The following is an 18,756-nucleotide window of genomic DNA, read 5'->3' as shown; positions in this document are numbered from 1 at the left end:
TTTTATTGGAATGTCCGTCAAATACCTTATTGCTGTTGTCGTAACCTTTAATTTCATAATCCAGTTCACCGCTTCGGCTCATGATCATCAGTTTGTTGTCGGGATACCTTGCAATTCCTTCGATCACCAAGAAATCATTGAGGCCATCACCGTTTGGTGAAATTCCCTGATGTACTAAAATACCATCTTCGGATATTTGTGGCAGGCCTGAAATTAACGCGGTACTTGCCGGTTCATTAACACTGGTTAGCGATCTTGTAATAGTAACCGTATAACTGGTGGTGGTTATGCCGTCCTGCGCGGTAACAGTGGTTGTAATAACATTGCTTCCGGTGCTTAGAGCAATGGGCTGCGATGCAGTGCCTGATGTTACCTGCGTTCCGTTAACAGTTACGGTGGCATTGGCCTGGGCGGTTGTTGGGGTTACAGTAGTTGAAGTTATTGAGTTTGCAACAGTTGAAGTATAACTAACCGTTGTTGCTGAAAAAGTTGGCGTTAATGTTACACCGCTCAAATGCAAAGCACTCAAGTGAGCATTACTTGACGGAAGCCTGGTTACAATTAGGGTATAGGTTTTTGTAGTTACGCCATCCCCGGCAGTTACTAACGTTGTAATTGTGTTTGCTCCAACATTCAATACGATAGGTCCTGACGCCATTCCCGAAGCCACGCCTATCCCGTTTATGGCCAGAGTCGCTGTGGTATCACTTTTTGTTGGCGTAACTGTTATTGACGTTATTCCGTTGGCTACCTTTACTGTATAACTTGTTGTGGCGCTTGAAAATACCGGCTTTAAGGTACCGTTATTTACGGCAAGACCTGCAAGGTTAGCGTTTGGTGAACCTGCCCTGTTTATTGTTAAAGTGTACGTTTCGGTGGTTGTTCCATCCTGTGCAATTACTACCGTGCTGATGGTATTGGTGCCTACTGCTAAGGGAATGGCTGCAGATGCCGCACCCGATGATACCGCCAAGCCATTAACGAAGACCGTTGCGTTTACATCCGCAACGGTAGGGGTGATGGAAATAAAATTCGGGGAATTTGGCACATTAGCAGTATAGTTTAAAGTTGCAGCCGCAAATACAGGGCTTAAAATACCTGCACTCGTGGTAAGATTGGCCAGGCTTGCATTTGTGGATGGTGCAGCACGGTTAGCTGTAAGCGTATACGTTCTGGCGGTCACTCCATTTTGAGCAGTTACTGTCACAGTAATTGCATTGCTGCCTACATTTAACGGAATAGCCTGGGATGGGCTGCCGGAAAGTACTGGCGTTCCGTTTACGGTAACAGTTGCCGTTGGATCGGTAGTTGAAGGCGTTAGAATAAGTGAACCTGAAATATACGGCACGCTTGCGGTATAAACTTTTATGCTCGTGTTAAAGGCTGGGCTTAAAAGGCCGGCGCTTAAACTGAGCTGGGCCAGGTAGGCATTTGATGATAGCGCACGCGTAACAGTAATGGTATAGATGCCTAACACCGTTCCGCCACTATTTTTTACTACTATATTTACTGTATTTGGCCCGGCAGCTAACGGAATCGCCAGCGATGGTGTACCAGAGTTTACAGTGGTTCCGTTTACGGTTACAATGTCACCGGCGTCGGCAGTAGTTGGCGTAAACGTTATCGATGAATAAGCATTGGTTACCGACACTCTGTAAACATTGGTAGCAGTAGCGAACACAGGCGACAAGGTGCCTGCGCTGACGGCAAGATTAGCAAGTCCGCCGCTCGGATTTACAACTTTTATGCTTAAGGTTGCCTTTGCGCTGCCCCCAATGTTATAGGCAGTAACCGTATAAACAGTTGCCGGGCTTGGCGCAGTTGGCGTGCCACTTATAACACCGGTTGTTGTATTAAAAACTAAACCGGAAGGCAGTTGGGGGCTTATATAATACCCCCCGGTGAAACTGATTTTTTTAACGGCCCCATTGCCGTTATCAGCTATATATACCACATTGCCGCCATCTATAGTAACAGCTGAAGGCGTAACAAAACCTGAACCAACATTAATTAAACTGCCACCGGCGGCAGGGATCTCTTCTATTGAACTGCTATTGGTATCAGCAAAATAAACATTACCTGAACCATCTACCGCAACGCCATTTGGGTTGCCAAAACCATACGAAAGCGCTATGGTGGCGCCGTTGCTGGCCAGGATCTTTTTTATTTGATTATTGGCGCGGTCGGCTACATAAACGTTTCCGGCGGCATCCACGGCTATGCCTGTAGGGTGATTAAAGCCCGAACCTATATTAACAGGTACGTTGCTGCCCGCGGGTATTTTCTTTACCGCATTGTTGTTGGCATCCCCAATATAAATATTATCAGCCGCATCTACAGCTACTCCGTAAGGGCCGTTGTAGCCCGATCCTAAATTAACAATAGCTCCACCTCCAACGGGCACTTTCTTTACTGCATTATTACCATAATCCGCTACATATACATTGCCGGCGGCATCCACAGCCACCCCGGTAGGGGTGATAAATCCTGAACCGATAGTGATTACGCCTCCGCCCCCGGCGGGTATTTCTCTGATAGCGTTATTGCCATTTTCTGCCACATAAACATTGCCCGCACCGTCAACAGCCACGCTTGTAAGGTTATAAAAGCCTGATCCTATCGTTGTTGTGGAACTGCCAATTGTAGTGCCCACACCGCTGCTTGTTGGCGCCAGTGGCGTAATACCAACAGATACATCAAAAACCTGCGGGCCTTTATAACTAATTACAGGTACAGGATAAGGTTTAACCGTAATATTGATAGTTGCAGTACTGCTGCCGCCGTAATTAGAGGCCGTTACAGTATAATTTGCTGCTGCTGCTACAGCGCCAGGTGTTCCGCTGATAGCGCCTGTATTGAGGTCAAAGCTTAAACCGGCAGGCAATGCCGGGCTGACCGAATACCCGCCTGACGGGAAGACAGCGCCACCGGTACTTACAGGCCAAAGGGTAGAAATTGGTGTAAGCGTTGTATAAACCTGTGGCGTAGTGTAACTAATAATTGGTTTCGCCGGCAAATTAACCATAATATTAACGATAGCCGTACCATTACCACCCGCGTTGGCTGCTGTAACCGTGTAATTTGTTGAAGGGCTGCCAGCCACAGGCGTACCGCTTATTATCCCGGTATTCACATCAAACAATAAACCGGAAGGTAATGCTGGACTGATTGAATAACCATTTGCGGTATATTCAGGGCCGCCTGTATTTACCGGCGAAATTGGAGATATGGTTGCACCGGCTGTATAAACCAGGGGCGAAGTATAGTTTATGATAGGCTTTGGAGGCAGAACAACAGTGATTTTAACAACTGCTGTGCTTTTGCCACTGCTGTTGGAAGCGGTAACAGAATAATTTGTTGCCGGGCTCACGGCGGTTGGTGTGCCGCTTATTATCCCGGTTGTATTGTCGAAACTTAAACCTGCGGGCAGCGCAGGTTTAATGGTGAAAAGCCCGAAGCTGATTTTTTTAACATCGCCGTTGCCATTATCGCCAACGTAAATATTACCGGTTGCGTCAATATTTACACAAGTTGGGAGATAGAAGCCCGAGCCGACAATAATGTTACTGCCACCGGCTGCCGTAATCTCTGTGATATAAGGAAGATTAGTATCTGCAAAGTAAACGTTGTGCGCTGCATCAACAGACAGTCCATTTGGATTACCCGAACCGCCCCCTAAAGTTACCGGGGGGCCATTGCCGGCCGGTATTTTTTTTATTAAGTTGTTGCCGCGATCGGCAACATATACGTTTCCTGATGCGTCAACAGCTACGCCCGTTGGATGATTGAAGCCAGATCCTAAGATTATCGGAGTGGTGGTTCCCACCAAAAATTCCTTTATCTCATTGTTGCTGGCATCAGCTACATAAATATTTTTGGAAGCATCCAGGGCTATTCCGTAGGGGCCGTTAAAACCGGTTTCTAAGGTAATTATACTGCCATTGCTTGCCAGGATCTCTTTAACAGCATTATTGCCGTAATCAACAACATAAACGTTTCCGGAAGCGTCAACCGCAACTCCCGTGGGGTACACAAATCCTGAGCCAATCGTAACAGCAGTGCCGCCGCCGGCAGGGATTTTTCTGACTGCGTTATTCCCGTTCTCAGCGACGTAAATGTTACCCGCAGCATCTGAAGTTATTCCGGTAATATTATTTAGGCCCGCAGATATAATTACGGGGTTCGGCAAGGGGACTGGTCCGCCTATATTTACCGGTGCAAGCTGCGAAATCGCGATTCCGGCCGTATAAACCTGCGGCGTACTATAACTGATATTTGGCGCTTGTGCGATACCGCTTGCGTATGCCAAAATCAATAGTATAAAAATAATAAAACTAAAGGTCGTTTGTTTTAGGATAATCTTAGTGTACATGAGCTTAGGGTATTGCTTAGGTTTTTAGTTTTTAATCCAGGGCTGTTATTTATTGAACAAAAATATTGTGAGTAGCTTTCGGATACGGAATAAATATATGGATAATCTTGCTACAACACCTTAAAATAGATGTATTTCTTCGATATTTAATTCATGTTAGTTTTTTTTAATTAAAGGGCAATTAAAAAAGATAGCGGCATGGGAAAATTGTTTCTTTTTCGGGCATTATGTCGCTTAAACGTGTTATTAAATAAAACTTTTATACCCGGATTACGCCCGGAATTTTTAGGTTTGGCATAATTGTCGTGACAACGATTTTCGGCAATCTTTAAAACTAAAAAGACCGTATAACAACACCATATGTACTGGTACGAAGATGACGTCAAACAATTGGAACAAAAGGCACAAAATTTGAATTTTGTACCCGAAACGCTTTTTTACGGAAGTTCGTCTATCAGGCTTTGGAGCAGCCTTGATAAAGATTTCCCTGGGTTTAAGCCTGTTAATCTGGGTTTTGGCGGATCGACACTGGCTGCCTGCGTTTGGTTTTTTGAACGGATCATGAAACCATATCAACCCAAACGGCTGGTTATTTATGCCGGGGATAACGATCTGGGCGATGGCCGGCATCCCGAAGAGGTTTTTATTTTTTTTCAGGAAATGGCGGTAAAAATAAACGCCCGTTTCGGCAACATCCCTGTTTATTTTATCTCCTTAAAGCCCAGCATCAGCCGCTGGCATATGGCTAACGTTTTCAGGTTTACCAATTCCTTAATTGAAAAAGAAATAAAAACTTATGCCGCCAACTGGCATTTTGTGGATGTTTTTAGCCCGATGCTGGATGCAGGCGGCAAACCCCGGCCCGAACTTTTTGCCTTCGACGGGCTCCATTTGAGTGCAAAAGGTTATGCATTATGGCGCGCGATTATTTTAAATTGCATACTGCATATGGGTTAATCATTTATTTATAGTAACTTAACGTCGGGTAATGATATTGCAACCCGTAAATGAACCGAGAATATCACAAATGGTACAGCCCGGTGTTGCAGCGCGACATGGAGCTTTTAATATTGGGCCATAACGGCCGTGCGGTGCTGTTTTTCCCTACCAGGATGGCCCGTTTTTATGATTATGAAAACTGGCACGTTGTCGACTCCCTGCACGACCAGCTTTATAACGGCGAGATCCAGCTTTTTTGTGTTGACAGTATTGATAACGAAAGTTTTTATAACCGGCATGTTTACCCGGAAGTGCGCATCGCCCGGCACATTCAATACGAAAACTATATCCTTAATGAGGTGTTGCCCTTAATGCGTTTAAAAAATAATGGCAATTATTTTGAAACCGCAGGCTGCAGTATGGGCGCTTATCATGCCCTTAATATCGCCCTTAAACATCCCCACATTTTTAAAAAGGCCGTAGGGATGAGTGGCCGGTACGACCTGAGCCTGCAGATAGAGGATTTCAGGGATTTGTTTGATGGTTATCATAACGAGGACATTTATTTTAATATGCCCCTTCAATATATGGCCAATCAGACCGACGAAAATCAGCTTAATGCCATCTGTCAGCTTGAAATTATTTTAGCCATAGGCGAAACCGACCCCTTTTGGCAAAACAACCACGATTTTAGTCAATTGCTTTGGAATAAAGGCATTCCTAACCAGTTTTATACCTGGGCAAATTACGCCCATCGCCCGCGGTACTGGCGGCAAATGGTGCAGCTGTATTTGTAGCTTTTCCTAAAACTTCAGTATATCTATGTTGTACAAAATCAATGCTATCGTGATGAGCAAGACGAGGCCGATAATAAATTGAATTGTTTTATTGGCGTAGTTAGGCCTAAGGCCCAATCCCTCCTGTTTCGGTACAAACCGGTTTTTATCCCGCTGATCATAATAAAATGTTGACCATTTCCAATATTTTGGATCATAAATGTCCGGTTCGTCCATAACTGGATTTTTTAGTAGAATATTTAATCAAAAATAACGCTGTTCTATGCAAAATAAATGATCCACATCACCTTTAACCGGAGCTTTTTGCGATAAAAATGTGGTAATTTGAGCAGGTATCCGTTTGCATTTTTTTAAAAATACGCCTTATCCAACAAATGTTCCAAACAGAGAGGGGGGATATGTTCACTTTTGTTTATTAAATAAGATTAAAATGAGCCTTCTGACTGAATTATTGTTATCGCCGGGAACGGTTATAGTTGACGTAAGGTCGCCTGAAGAGTTTAATACAGGACACGCCGAAGCAAGCGTTAATATCCCCTTAAATGAACTTAATTCACGCCTTGACGAACTAAAGCAAATGAAAAATATTGTGCTTTGCTGCGCATCGGGAATGCGGAGCCAAATGGCCAGCCAGTTATTAAAACAAAACGGGATCGGTTGCTGCGATGGCGGATCGTGGGTAACTATTAAAAATTATTCAATGAATTAATATGGGATTTTTAGAAAGTTTAAAACAAATATTCGGATTAACACCTGGCGTCGATTTTGAGGCGTTGATAGCGGGTGGCGCAAAAATTATTGACGTACGATCGCCTGGAGAGTTTTCAGGAGGGCATGTAAAAGGATCGGTAAATATTCCGCTCGGCGCCCTTGCCGGCAGGGTAAGCAAGCTGAAAAAAGACCAGGCAATTATTACCTGTTGTGCTTCGGGGATGCGCAGCCGTTCGGCAAAGGCCATGTTACAATCACAGGGATTTACAAACGTGCATAACGGCGGCAGCTGGCACAGCCTTAACAAATACGTGTGATGGAAGCTATAAAACAAAGGGTTTTTACCAATTGGAATTTTTCGCGCTTTTTGCGCCTGGGGATGGGTTTGTGGATGCTGGTTTGGTCGATCCAATCGGCAGATTAGGCGGTAGGTTTATTTAGCGGGCTGTTTATTTATATGGCTTTATCCAACACAGGCTGCTGTGGTGCTGGTGGTTGTGCAGTACCTTATGACACTAAAAAAGATAAAAATATAAAAGGAATTTAACAGCCCCTATTTCTTCAGTTTTAATTTCAATATCGGGATGATCAAATGCTGATAGGCGTTTCTTCATCCCTTTTTTGTGCGGTAATATTTGTAAATTTTTATGCCGATCATCAGCAGGACAGACAACAATACAAGGCCAACAAGCCCATAGATCCAATTTGCGGCATCTTTTAATACTGCCAGGAAGACGATGGCAAATAACAAAATAGTGGATACTTCGTTCCAAAGGCGTAATTGGGTCGAGGTGCGCTTAAAGATCCCTTTTGCCATTTGCTTCATGATGTTTTGGCAAACAAAATGATAAACCAGTAACAACACCACAAACATCAGCTTCAAGTGCATCCATGGCTGCTGCAGCCACACGGGCAACATATAAAGCATGGTTATCCCTGCAGCCAATACCAGCACCATGGACGGTACAGTAATAATATACCAGAGCTTGTGCTCCATGATCACGAACTGTTCAGAAAGTATCCGGCGGTCAGGTTCTGGTTTTTCCTGGGCTTCGGTATGGTAAATAAAAAGGCGCACCATATAAAACAACCCTGCAAACCAGCAGACTACAAAAATGATGTGTATGGAAAGAATGTATGGATACATAAACACTAATTTGAAGAATTTGAACGAATTTCGGGAACTACAACGGCCTTATTTAAATCAGATTTGAGAAAATTAGCATTAATTCGTGAAATTCGTGTTCCTCCATTCTTTTATAATATCCACTGCGTATTTCACATTATCAAATGGGATATCCGGCATAATGCCATGGCCCAAATTAAATATGAACCCCTGTTCATCCTTCATCCGGTCGAACAGGCGGTAGATACGATCTTTAATTACTTTTTTGTCGGCATATAAAATATGAGGGTCAAGATTGCCTTGTACAGCGATGCCCTTTGGTAAACGCTGCTTGATATCCAAAAGGTCAACATTCCAGTCAATAGAAATTACATCAGGTTTTGCTTCGGCCATTAAGGGCGCAAAAACCGAACTGCCTTTACAGAAGGAGATCACGGGGATCTCTTTCCGGTTCAGTTTGCTGATGATCTCCACAATGTACCGGTGCGAAAACTCTTTATAATCGTCCCATGCCAGCGCCTGCGCCCAGCTATCGAAGATCTGCACCGCATTAACACCTGCAGCGATCTGCATGTTGAGGTAATTGGCGGTAACGGTAGCTATTTTGGCCAGTAACTGGTGGGCCAGTTCCGGGTTGTTATGGATCAGTAATTTGGTCAGTTTAAAATCTTTGGACGAACCGCCTTCAACCAGGTAACTCATTACCGTAAAAGGAGCGCCTGCAAAACCAATCAACGGAATCGTGCCGTTCAAACGCTGCTGAATAACCTTTATCGCTTCGGCCACATATTGCAACTTATCGCCAACTTCTGTTTCCAGTTGATCCACGTCGGCTTGTGTTCGTACCGGGTTGGCAAACTTTGGCCCTACACCCTGGCTGAAACTCAGGTCGCCGCCCATAGCTTCACCAGTAACCAGGATATCTGAAAATAAAATGGCGGCGTCAACACCCAGCAGGTCGACCGGCAGCATGGTTACATCCGCGGCAATCTCTGGCGTTTTGCACATCTCCAGGAAGGAATATTTGTTTTTAATATCCCAGTATTCTTTCATAAAACGGCCTGCCTGGCGCATCATCCACACCGGCGGGCGTTCTGTTTTCTCCGAAAATGCGGCTTTTATCAGTAATGAATCTCTCATATATTTATCGTAGGGGCGACCCTTGTGGTCGCCCTTTATAACGTTATGTTTAATAGGAATACCCCTTGTGGTCGCCCTTTATATATAATAGCAGTGCGGCCACAAAGGGCGCCCCTACCTTTTATGTTTTTTTATTTCCAGGTGAAGGCGGCTGATCACATCTTTCATTTTGGCGTTAATTTTAGCTTGATGTTTTTCAGTAAGCTGCAAATAAGCTTCGGCCTTATCAAAATTACCCTGCCTTATACTTATGTTAGCCACATGCACCAGCGCAGCCACATGGTCTGTTATCGAACGTAAAGGGTATTGCGTGGCAATTTCGTAATGTTTTTCGGCATCCTCAAAATCCTGCTTTTGCAGGCAAACACCACCCATTAAAAACTCATAATATCCCCGCCGGTTTTTGGCCAGCCATTGAGGCCTTAATATTTCTGCTAAAGTACGTTCAGCTTTTTCGTAATCTTTATGGTGAAATTGCTTTGATGCTACTACCAGTGTACCCTGTCGTAAATAATCCCAGCCCAGCAAAACGATCATCATCAGCGCAACTGATGACAATTCATACAGGTGCCGGTCTACTAATATGATCAGCGATAGAAAAAAAATAGTGCCGATGAATAAACGGGTCCTGTTGGTAAACATTAATGCTGGTTATCAGTAAATTTATAGCCTACACCGCGGATTGAATGAAAATAAACCGGGTTTTTAGGATCAGGTTCAAAATATTTACGGAAAGTAAGGATAAAGTTATCGATGGTGCGGGTGGATGGATATACGTCGTAATTCCAAACAGTTTCCAGTATTTGCTCACGCGATACAGCGTCGTTACGGCGCTCAATCAGCAGTTTAAGCAGCATGGTTTCTTTTTTGGTGAGCGGGGTTATTGATCCATCTCCATTTACCAGTTCAAAAGAATTAAAGTGGATGGTTTTGTCGCCGATCTTGTAGCTGTTAAATTCTTTCAGCTCATCGCCTTTAAGGCTGCGTTTCACCAGGTTGTTTACCCGCAGGATCAATTCTTCCAGGTTAAAGGGTTTGGTTAAATAATCATCAGCCCCTTTTTTCAGCCCCGAAATTTTATCCTCGTTTGTGTTTTTAGCAGTAAGGAACATAATGGGCACCTCCGAGTTCTCCAGCCTGATGGTTTCAGCAACCACAAAGCCGTCAATTTCGGGCATCATTACGTCCAGTATCACTAAATTAAAACGTTCTTCTTTAAATATCTGCAGGGCTTTTTTGCCATTGGTTGCAGTTGAAACCTTGTAACCTTCCAGTTCAAGGTTCAGTTTTATGGCCTCTAAAAGATGTTCTTCATCTTCGGCCAGTAAAATTCTTTTTTTGTTCGGCATAATTATTTAATTTACACTAATTGTTGCGAATTGAATCGAATTACACGAATTAAAGCTTCAGATTATAAAAGCAGATTTTTGAAAATTCGCCCTCATTCGTGAAATTCGTGTCAAATCAATCAAAAACTACTTCAAATATACTACCAACAGGCCGGTTATCTTTCACTTTTATACTGGCCTGGTGCTTATCAAGCACTTCTTTTACAATATAAAGACCTAAACCGGTGCCTTTTGTGTTCCGGGTGTCCTCGCTGCCTACCCTGTAAAACTTATCAAAGATACGGCCCTTCTCCATATCTGAGATCCCGATGCCGTGATCGGCCACCTGTAAATAAACTTTATCCTCTTTCGAAAACAGTTTCACTGCAACCGTTGCGCAGGGCCCCGAATATTTGATGGCGTTTTCAATCAGGTTGGTCACCACCGAAGTTAAGGCGAATTTATCGCCCGTAATCTCGATCTTAGGCTCAATTTCAGCGTCAATAATTTGCTGGTTGCTTTCGCATTTGGTGATCTGCAGGCGGTTAACGATACTATCAACCAGGCCCGAAAGATTGAATTTATCTTTTGGAAAAGTATACGACTGGTTATCAATTTTTGAGGCCAGAAGCATGTTCTCCACCATATCATCCAGCCGCTCAATATCTTTTAAAGATTTTTCGATAAAATCAAGCGTTTGTTTTTTTGTAAGGTCGCGTTTTTGGATGGTTTGCAAAAGTATTTTGATAGATGCCAAAGGCGATTTCAACTCATGGGTTACTGATAGCAGGAAGTTCTTCTTTTGTTCCTGTAATTTCCGCTCTTTCAGGATAGACCGGTGCAGGGAGTATGCCCCAACAAAAAACACAAAAATAAACACCGAACCTTCGCCCATGATCATGCCAAAGCTGCTCGGCATTGCTTTTACAAGCAAATAAGCCCACCAGGTTAATTCAGCTAACGCATAGGTAATGAGCGCGTAAAATATGATGAATGATCTTCTCATTTTAGTTTGCAGTTTTTAGTTTGCAGTGGGCAGCGCGCCGTTAGTTTTCAGTTGAGTGATTAATAAGCGCGTTTGCAAACTTTCCTGCAAACTGCAAACTAATAACTGCCAACTGCTTTACTTCCCGCTAAACACCACTTCCAGACTTTCAAATATAGCACGTTTTGCTTTTTCAAGGTCGATTTTAGTATGGGCCGATGATATAAACCCAACTTCGTAACCTGAGGGGCCGAAATAAATGCCCCTGTTCAGCAATTCGCGGTGTAATTTTTTAAATTTATCCATACTTGCCGCATCAACTTCATCAGCCCTGCGGATGCTTTCCTTATTGGTAAATGCAAACCAGAAAATAGAGCCAATGGTGAATACTTTAAAAGTATAATTCCGTACCGTAGCAAAACGCTGTATAGCATCGGTAAATTCTTCCGTTTTTTTGTTAAGATCCTTGTAAAAGCCTGATCTTAATAATTCAGTCAGTTGCGCAATACCCGCTGCCATAGCCACCGGGTTGCCCGATAATGTGCCCCCCTGATAAACCGGCCCGTCAGGGGATACATTGCCCATTATTTCGGCAGATGATCCATAGCAGCCCACCGGAAGTCCCCCGCCAATGATCTTTCCATAGGTAATGATATCCGGTTTGATCTGGTAATAACCTGCTGCGCCTTCAAAACCCACCCTGAAGCCGGAGATCACTTCGTCGAAAAATAATAAAGTGCCGTTTTTGGTACAAATATCCCGAAGGAATTGCAGGTATTCTTTTTCCTGCAACAGCAAACCATTATTCGCCGGGATAGGCTCAATGATCACGGCTGCTATCTGGTCCTTGAATTCTGCAAACGCTTCTTCAACGGCCGCTTTATCATTCAAAGCCACCACAATGGTTTCATCGGCAAATGATTTAGGAACGCCAGCCGACGACGTTTCGCCAAAAGTAACCAGGCCGGAGCCTGCCTTTACCAACAGGGCATCGGTATGGCCATGGTAACAACCTTCAAACTTTAAGATCTTATCGCGTTTGGTATAACCCCTTGCCAGCCTTATCGCCGACATTACCGCCTCGGTACCTGAACTTACAAAGCGCAGTTTTTGAATAAATTTATTGTTTTTAAGGATCAGCTCCGCCAGTTCATTTTCCAGCGCGGTTGGTGCGCCAAAGGAAGTGCCGTTTTGCATCACCTCTATTACTTTTTCCCTTACCTTCGGGTGGTTATGCCCCAGGATCAGCGGCCCCCACGAGCCGCAAAAATCAATAAACTGGTTGCCGTCAGCATCCCATATTGCGCTGCCGTCACCTTTCTCAATAAACAGCGGCGTACCATAAACGGATTTAAACGCCCTTACCGGCGAGTTTACGCCGCCAGGGAAATACGTTTTCGCCTTTTCATACAACGCAGCAGACTTCTCCCTGCTGATATCCGGCTTGGTAGTAGTACCTGCCGGTTCATCACTATCACCACTGAATTTCTTTTTTAAAGAATCGAACATGTTATTTAGCTGAAAGCTGAAAGCGTAAAGCTCAAAGCTTATGTTTTGTAATTGTTATTTCAATATTTTCTTTCAAGCTTTAGGCTTTTGCCTTTCAGCTTTTACCTCCTACAACCATTTATTCTCCAGCACTTCCTTCGCATGATAGGTTAATATCGCACTGGCGCCTGCACGCCTGATAGAGGTAAGTACTTCGGTAATGGCACGCTGCTCATTCAGCCAGCCTTTTTGGATGGCTGCTTTTATCATAGCATACTCGCCACTCACATTATATGCCGCAACCGGCAGTTCCGTATTGTCTTTTATCAATTTAATGATATCAAGGTAAGGCAGTGCCGGTTTTACCATTAAAAAATCGGCGCCTTCAAGCTCATCCAGGTTGGCTTCAATCAGCGCCTCGCGCTGGTTGGCCGGATTCATCTGGTAAGTCTTTTTATCGCCGAACTTTGGGGCCGAATTTAAAGCATCCCTGAACGGGCCATAAAAGGCGCTTGCGTATTTAGCCGAGTACGACATGATAGAAACGTTGGTAAACTTGTTTTCGTCCAATACCCTGCGAATATAGCCTACGCGCCCGTCCATCATATCCGATGGGGCAATAATATCCGCTCCGCATTGTGCATGGGCCAGGGCCATTTTACCCAATACCTCCAGCGTTTCGTCGTTCAGGATCTCGCCGTTTTCGACAATACCATCATGCCCGTCGCTGCTGTAAGGGTCCATAGCCACATCAGTGATGACGCAGGCTTCCGGAAAATTCTTTTTTACCTCGCGGATGGCACGCAGGTACAGGCTTTGTTCCCGGTGGCTTTCGGTAGCGTATTTATCTTTTAATGATTCGTCGATATTCGGGAAAAGGTCGAAGGAATTCAAGCCAAGTTTCAGGCAGCTTTCAATTTCGCGCAGCAAATTATCTATCGAATACCGGAAAATACCCGGCATGGATAACACTTCAGTTTTTTGGGCGATACCTTCAATAATAAACAAAGGGAAGATCAGGTTAGCCGCGCTGACGTGCGTTTCCTGTACCATCTGGCGGATCACTTCGCTTTTCCGGTTTCTACGGGGTCGTTGTAACATTTTATAGGATAAATAGGCCTGCAAAAACAGGAGTGACAAAGTTAATAAAGGAAAACAAATTCAAGCACTATTAAAACCCGTCTGATTTACGTTATGGGCAGAAATGGTGCATTTTCTAAAAAAAATGTCATCCACATGATTTTTTTTAAGGAACAGCATTGGCGATTGATAATTTGGAAAAATATTTTCTATTTTTATTGTAAATTTTATCACAGGATGAAAAAATATTTTTACGCGCCGATACTTGCTGTGTTATTCCTGCTGTTAATCAATAGCTGCCAGAAGCAAACCGACAACGACCCCACACCCATTATACCCAAATCAACTAAAGATTCAGTGCCGGTAGCAAAAGCCCCGGCCGATACAACAATTTCATTGCCTGTTAATTCAGTTGTATTAACAGGCTCCGGTACCGATGCGACCGGGCATATCATTGGATATCTTTGGACCCAGGTTTCAGGCCCGTCTGAAGCGACAATTGTAAATGAAAGCTCCGCAACGGCTTCATTCAAGGGGCTTATAGCCGGCACGTATAAATTTCAGTTGGCGGTGATAGATGATAACGGGCTTACCGGCCTGGCCAGCGTTTCGGTAATTGTTAAACAGGCCACCATGGTAACGCTTACTTTACAACCTGCCAATAACCCGGGTGAGTCAAACATTGGGATCTGGAACGGGGCCGACTGGACTAACCACACTTCCGTAGAGGAGCCAATATCGGCATGGACCAAAGATTCTTTTCCTACGGTTATCAGGAACCTGTTGAAATTCGACCTGAGCACCATCCCTGCAAACGCGACCATCGTCAGCGCCAGTCTTCAATTATATTCAGATACAATTCCGCAAAACGGTGATTTAATTCACGCCAATTACGGGACGGATAATTCTGTGATTATACAGCAGGTTGCTACCAGCTGGGATGTGACCTCATTAACCTGGTTTAACCAGCCGGCCGGCCTCACTGCAAACCAGGTAACTATACCAAGCACAACACAGCCGTTCCTGAATGTTAGTGTGGATGTAAAGGCCCTGATTGCGTCAATGGTAAGCTCAGGCGCTAACTATGGTTTTAAACTGCAGCTTAAAAACGAAGTGGAATATACCAGCCGGATCTTCTGCTCCAGTTATTATTCAGACGCTACGCGGCATCCGAAACTGGTAGTGCAGTATATGAAGTAGTTCATGGTTCATAGTTGATAGTTCATGGTTTATGGTTTATGGTTTGAATGAGGGGGCTAAAGTTAGCTGCTTTTGGCTATGAACTATGGACCATCAACTATGAATTAACCCCAAACACCGCTTCTGCCAGCCCGGTTTCATCGGGTGAGTAGGGCAGGGTATATTTTATCCCGGCTTCTTCCAGTTTTTTACCGGTTGATTTACCTATCGCGATTACTTTCTGATCAGGGTGTACTAAGTTCTCTTCGAAATAAGCTTCCACGTTCGATGGGCTGGTAAATACCAGGATCTCCGCGTCACTCGCTTCCGGTTTTTCTTCTTTGATGGTTTCGTAAACGGGCAGGTCGATGATCTTTGTATCGGCCGAAAGCCCGAGCTGGATGCTCCGCAGAGAATCCTTGGCCGACGGGAACGCGATGTTGAGCCCGTTAGCCAATTCCGCAAATTCAGCGGCTACAATGGCGGTATCAATACCCTCGCCGATGTAATCAACAAAATAACCCTTGCGGCGCAGCATATCTTCTGACCCGCTGCCCATGGCGCCAAATTTTACTTTCTTTGGTAATAGGGGATCGAGGTTAAAAAAGTATTCCACGGCATTTTTACTGCTGAAAAACACCCAGTCAAGGTTTCTTAATATAAAGTTATCCAGGTTATTGATCACAGGTACCGTGCGGATGAGCGAACGGTCTTCAACGGCTATTCCGTGTTTTTCCAATGCCCGGCGGAAATAGCTTTTTTCGGTCAGTTCACGGCTGATAAATACTTTTTTAGGGAATACCCTGTCCTTTGCAAAATACGAGACTACCTTTTGCGCTAAGCCTTCGGTGGTTTCAGCCTCTAAAAAAAGCCTGTCGGGGAAATCTCCGCCTTCATCGGCTTTTGAAGTAAATACCTGGAATTGCCCGTCTTCTTTCCGGCAATAGCATCCTAAAGGCATATGGCAGCCGCCGCCAAACAGTTTTAAAACGGTACGTTCCACTGCAAGCTGCTCCACCACATCGGGATGGTTCATCGGCTGCAGGGCATTAAACAGCTCGGTATCGTTTTCGCGGATCTGGATGGCCAGGGCGCCTTGCGCAGGTGCAGGTACCAGTTCAGCCGGGTTTAACTCTTCAACATGAAAATCACTCAGATCCAAACCAAGGCGGTAAACGCCGGCTTTGGCCAGCATAATAGCATCGTAATTTTCTTCGCGCAGCTTATTTACCCGGGTTGGAACATTACCGCGCAGGTCGATTATATCCAGATCGGGCCGGTAAGCCAGTAACTGCGCTTTGCGGCGGTTGGAAGATGTACCCACGATACCACCGTATTTTACCGATAACTTCTGGTGCACATCCACGCAATCTTTTAGTATCAATAACAATTCAGACGCGTCTTCACGTTCAGAAACGGCGGCGATGAGCAATCCCGGCGGGTTTTCAGTAGGCAGGTCCTTATGCGAATGGATGGCGAGGTCAATAGTGCCTGCCAGCAGTTCCTCTTCCAGCTCTTTGGTAAAAAAACCTTTGCCTTCCAGTTTATCCAGGCTTAAATGCAGGATGCGGTCGCCCTGGGTTTTGATGATCTTTAATTCGGCGGTAATGCCAAGCGCGGCCAGGCTGTCCTGTACAAAATGCGCCTGCCATAAAGCCAGGTCGCTGCCGCGGGTTCCTATGATGAGTTTTCTATCCACTTTACGTAATGTGCTGCAAATTTAACTTTTTATGCAGATGATTTACGGAATAATTGTGGATGCCGGTTGTAAGGGTAAAAATTGTTTATGCGACCGGGCGGGCAGCAGCGTACGGGCAATAGCCAGGCGGATGATTTAATATGCACAAATATATGTGCGGTAAGGACCCTGTCATCGAAACAAATGACCGAATGATAAATATTTGATAAAATTGATGTAGCAGATACTCCCGGATATTCCCTAAATTAGCTGTCGTTAAAACATTTATAAACCAAGCTACATGAACCGGAATTTATCGCTCTGCCTCGCACTTGTCCTGCTGTCCATTGTAAACACCTTTGCCCAAACCGCAGCTAATACCATGCCCAGGATCATTGAAAAAGATGGCGGCCATGCCCTGCTGGTGGATGGAAAGCCCTTTTTGATGCTGGGTGGGCAGGCCCATAACTCCAGCGCGTGGCCCGGCATGATGCCCAATGTTTGGCGTGCTGCAGCAGCCATGCACCTGAATACGCTTGAGGTGCCCATTTACTGGGAACAGGTAGAGCCGGAGCCCGGAAAGTTTGATTTTTCGGTAGTAAATACCCTTATCAGCCAGGCAAGGCAGCATAAAGTACATTTGGTACTGCTATGGTTTGCCACCTGGAAAAACGGCAGCAACCACTACATGCCCGAGTGGATGAAGCGCGATGCCGCCAAATATCCTAACGTAACTAATCAAAAAGGGCAGCCGGTTGATTCGCCTTCGCCAAATGTGAAGGCTACGCTGGATGCTGATATCAAAGCTTTTACCGCCGTAATGCGCTATTTAAAAACCACCGACCCGCAGCATACTGTGCTGATGGTACAGGTGGAGAACGAAAGCGGCGCATGGGGAAGCATTCGGGATTACTCGCCACTGGCACAAAAAATGTTTGAGGGCCAGGTGCCTGCAGCATTGATGACGCCGGGAGTGCTTGGTGCATTAAATGTGCCTGTGGTGAGCAGCGGAACCTGGCAACAGGTATTTGGAGACCGGGCCGACGAGTATTTCCAGGCATGGTCGGTCGCCCGGTTCATCGGGCAGGTGGCCGCGGCAGGTAAAGCGGTTTACCCATTACCACTGTACGTGAACGCTGCCTTGCGCGAGCCTTTTGGCAACCCTACCGCCAATAACTACGAAAGCGGGGGCCCTACGGATAACGTGATCCCGATATGGAAAGTAGCCGCCCCGGCTATTGATATTGAAGCGCCGGACCTGTACCTGAACTCCAGCGACAAAGTGCTTAAAGTACTCGATTTGTACGGCCGCCGCGATAACCCTTTATTTGTGCCGGAAGCCGGTTTAATTGCCGAAAACGCCAAATACTTTTATACCGTACTGGCGCATGGCGGCATAGGTTTCTCGCCCTTTGGGATTGATGATAACGGGGTGGCCGAAAAGGATGCTTTGATGACCGAACGCCTGTCGCCGTTTGCACAGGAATACGCCGCAGCGGCCCCAATGATGCGCCAGCTGGCCGAGTGGGCATTTGAGGGCAGGGTAAAAGCCGTGGTAGAGCGCGAGGACCATGCCGAACAAACCATAGACCTGGGCGCATGGCAGGCCGACGTGAAATTCGGCGGCGACGGCAGGGCAAATGCCGCACCTGTATATAACCAGGCTACCGGTAACCTGTTATTGGCAAAGCTGGCCGAAAATCAGTTTATAGTAATGGGTACGCGCTGTCATCTCAGTTTTCAACCCCTTGGCGCTAATGCCGGCAAAGCCTGGCAATACCTGAAGGTTGAAGAAGGCCGGTACGAAAACGGAACCTTTAAATCTCTCCGTATCCTTAACGGCGATGAAACCGATTGGGGTGGCCCGGGCTTTGGTAATATGCCAACGGTTTTACGGATCTCATTGGTGGTCAGGTAAAAATGTCATTAGGTC

Annotated in this window: 16 protein-coding genes; 6 read left to right on the top strand and 10 right to left on the bottom strand. The window is 45.3% G+C overall.

The genetic code is table 11. The annotated features are described in order from the left end of the window. A partial coding sequence (locus tag QZY09_RS14200) for a cadherin-like beta sandwich domain-containing protein (RefSeq protein ID WP_295673405.1) occupies positions 1–4,372 on the bottom strand: 4,372 nt, incomplete at its 3' end. A 360-nt stretch (positions 4,373–4,732) separates the two neighbouring features. On the opposite strand from QZY09_RS14200, the gene QZY09_RS14195 reads away from it, so the two are divergent. Then, entirely contained in the window at positions 4,733–5,329 is a 597-nt protein-coding gene (locus tag QZY09_RS14195; protein WP_295673403.1) for an SGNH/GDSL hydrolase family protein, read from the top strand. Positions 5,330–5,379: 50 nt separating this feature from the next. Beyond that, the gene (locus QZY09_RS14190) at positions 5,380–6,108 is read left to right on the top strand and encodes an alpha/beta hydrolase-fold protein (protein ID WP_295673401.1); all 729 of its coding nucleotides are present in this window, start codon (positions 5,380–5,382) and stop codon (positions 6,106–6,108) included. Positions 6,109–6,114: 6 nt separating this feature from the next. On the opposite strand, the gene QZY09_RS14185 is transcribed toward QZY09_RS14190, so the two are convergent. Then, positions 6,115–6,324, bottom strand: coding sequence for a hypothetical protein (locus tag QZY09_RS14185; RefSeq protein ID WP_295673399.1), 210 nt, complete (start codon positions 6,322–6,324; stop codon positions 6,115–6,117). Between the two features lie 214 nt (positions 6,325–6,538). Between QZY09_RS14185 and QZY09_RS14180 the strand changes: the two genes are divergently transcribed. After that, positions 6,539–6,817, top strand: coding sequence for a rhodanese-like domain-containing protein (locus QZY09_RS14180; RefSeq protein WP_295673397.1), 279 nt, complete (start codon positions 6,539–6,541; stop codon positions 6,815–6,817). A 1-nt stretch (position 6,818) separates the two neighbouring features. Beyond that, entirely contained in the window at positions 6,819–7,136 is a 318-nt protein-coding gene (locus tag QZY09_RS14175) for a rhodanese-like domain-containing protein (protein ID WP_295673395.1), read from the top strand. A 293-nt stretch (positions 7,137–7,429) separates the two neighbouring features. On the opposite strand, the gene hemJ is transcribed toward QZY09_RS14175, so the two are convergent. From hemJ to hemB, 7 genes are all read right to left on the bottom strand, one after another. After that, positions 7,430–7,966: a protoporphyrinogen oxidase HemJ gene (gene hemJ, locus QZY09_RS14170; RefSeq protein ID WP_295673394.1), complete on the bottom strand. Its 537-nt coding sequence runs from the start codon at positions 7,964–7,966 to the stop codon at positions 7,430–7,432. Between the two features lie 78 nt (positions 7,967–8,044). After that, the gene (gene hemE, locus QZY09_RS14165; protein WP_295673392.1) at positions 8,045–9,085 is read right to left on the bottom strand and encodes a uroporphyrinogen decarboxylase; all 1,041 of its coding nucleotides are present in this window, start codon (positions 9,083–9,085) and stop codon (positions 8,045–8,047) included. 114 nt (positions 9,086–9,199) lie between these two features. After that, positions 9,200–9,727 carry a hypothetical protein gene (locus tag QZY09_RS14160; RefSeq protein ID WP_295673389.1) on the bottom strand — a complete coding sequence of 176 codons (528 nt, stop codon included), beginning with the start codon at positions 9,725–9,727 and terminating at the stop codon, positions 9,200–9,202. Further along, positions 9,727–10,434, bottom strand: coding sequence for a response regulator transcription factor (locus tag QZY09_RS14155; RefSeq protein WP_096355678.1), 708 nt, complete (start codon positions 10,432–10,434; stop codon positions 9,727–9,729). Before QZY09_RS14155 ends, QZY09_RS14160 begins: the two co-directional genes overlap by 1 nt. 115 nt (positions 10,435–10,549) lie before the next feature. After that, a complete protein-coding gene (locus QZY09_RS14150) occupies positions 10,550–11,419 on the bottom strand; it encodes a HAMP domain-containing sensor histidine kinase (protein WP_295673386.1) in 870 nt (289 codons plus the stop codon). A 117-nt stretch (positions 11,420–11,536) separates the two neighbouring features. Further along, positions 11,537–12,907, bottom strand: a complete 1,371-nt coding sequence (gene hemL / locus QZY09_RS14145; RefSeq protein WP_295673384.1) for a glutamate-1-semialdehyde 2,1-aminomutase — start codon at positions 12,905–12,907, stop codon at positions 11,537–11,539. A gap of 108 nt (positions 12,908–13,015) precedes the next feature. Next, positions 13,016–13,987, bottom strand: coding sequence for a porphobilinogen synthase (hemB, locus tag QZY09_RS14140; protein ID WP_295673383.1), 972 nt, complete (start codon positions 13,985–13,987; stop codon positions 13,016–13,018). 216 nt (positions 13,988–14,203) lie between these two features. Between hemB and QZY09_RS14135 the strand changes: the two genes are divergently transcribed. Then, complete coding sequence (locus tag QZY09_RS14135) at positions 14,204–15,166, top strand: DNRLRE domain-containing protein (protein ID WP_295673382.1); 963 nt, start codon at positions 14,204–14,206, stop codon at positions 15,164–15,166. A 97-nt stretch (positions 15,167–15,263) separates the two neighbouring features. Here the strand turns inward: QZY09_RS14135 and hemC are convergent, their stop codons facing one another. Continuing rightward, positions 15,264–16,844 (bottom strand): hydroxymethylbilane synthase, encoded by a 1,581-nt coding sequence (gene hemC / locus QZY09_RS14130; protein ID WP_295673380.1) that lies wholly within the window; start codon positions 16,842–16,844, stop codon positions 15,264–15,266. 280 nt (positions 16,845–17,124) lie between these two features. Here hemC and QZY09_RS14125 point away from each other — a divergent pair, with 280 nt between their 5' ends. Then, the gene (locus QZY09_RS14125; RefSeq protein ID WP_295673378.1) at positions 17,125–18,741 is read left to right on the top strand and encodes a DUF5597 domain-containing protein; all 1,617 of its coding nucleotides are present in this window, start codon (positions 17,125–17,127) and stop codon (positions 18,739–18,741) included. Positions 18,742–18,756: the final 15 nt, after the last annotated feature.

Source organism: uncultured Mucilaginibacter sp. (assembly GCF_903913935.1).
Taxonomy (GTDB): Bacteria; Bacteroidota; Bacteroidia; order Sphingobacteriales; family Sphingobacteriaceae; genus Mucilaginibacter.
The sequence above is the reverse complement of the archived record's forward strand: the minus strand, read 5'-3'. Positions and strand labels throughout refer to the sequence as shown.